The sequence below is a fragment of the Intrasporangium mesophilum genome, assembly GCF_054783095.1.
Genome location: NZ_BAAGRF010000043.1, coordinates 1 through 877, shown reverse-complemented (window position 1 = coordinate 877; position 877 = coordinate 1). Strand labels below are relative to the sequence as shown.

General features: G+C 68.2%; 1 protein-coding gene. It reads left to right on the top strand.

The window, feature by feature from the left end; translation table 11 throughout:
• Positions 1 to 104: 104 nt before the first annotated feature.
• On the top strand, positions 105 to 877 hold a 773-nt coding region (locus ACYVLP_RS23485; protein ID WP_460629709.1), incomplete at its 3' end, for an IS481 family transposase.

Here is an 877-nt window from a genome sequence, read left to right as displayed (position 1 = left end):
TGTATGACTCCGCCTGATGCTTGACGTTTGGGCTTCGGTTGATGCCTGACAGTGTTTCGGCTGATGCTTGACAGTTGCTTCGGTTGATCCTTGACGCTCTCCTGATGAAGGAGATGAGCGTGGCCGAGCAGCGGTACAAGGCGGTGCTGGCGGTCATCGGTGATGGCCGGACCGTCAGCGAGGTCGCGGCGTCGTGGGATGTGTCCCGGCAGACGCTGCACGCATGGCTGGCCCGGTACGAGGCAGGAGGCCTGGAGGGGCTGGCGGACCGGTCGCACCGGCCGGCCTCGTGCCCGCACCAGATGGACCCCACGGTTGAGGTGGCGGTGCTGGAGGCGCGGCGCACCCATCCTGGGTGGGGTCCGCGGCGGCTCGTGTTCGAGCTGGGCAGACGTGGCCTGGTCGCGAGCGAATCGGGGGTATACCGGGCGCTGCGGCGGGCATCGCTGATCGAGCCGGGTCGGCGACGCCGCGAGCAGCGGGACTGGCGCCGGTGGGAACGGGCCCGCCCGAACGAGCTGTGGCAGCTGGACGTCGTGGGTGGGGTGCTGCTCGCGGACGGCACCACCCTGAAGTGCCTGACCGGGATCGATGACCACTCCCGGTTCTGCGTGTCCGCGAGGCTGCTGGTCAAGGAGCGGATGCAGCCGGTGTGCGACGCGTTCACCCTCGCCCTGACCACGTATGGGGTTCCCGAGCAGGTGCTCACGGATAATGGTCGGGTCTTCACCGGCCGGTTCAACACCCCGCCGGTGGAGGTGCTGTTCGACCGGATCTGCCGGACCAACGGGATCGAACACCTGCTGACCAAGCCTCGCTCGCCCACGACGACCGGCAAGATCGAGCGGTTCCACCGGTCGCTGCGGGCCGAGTTCCT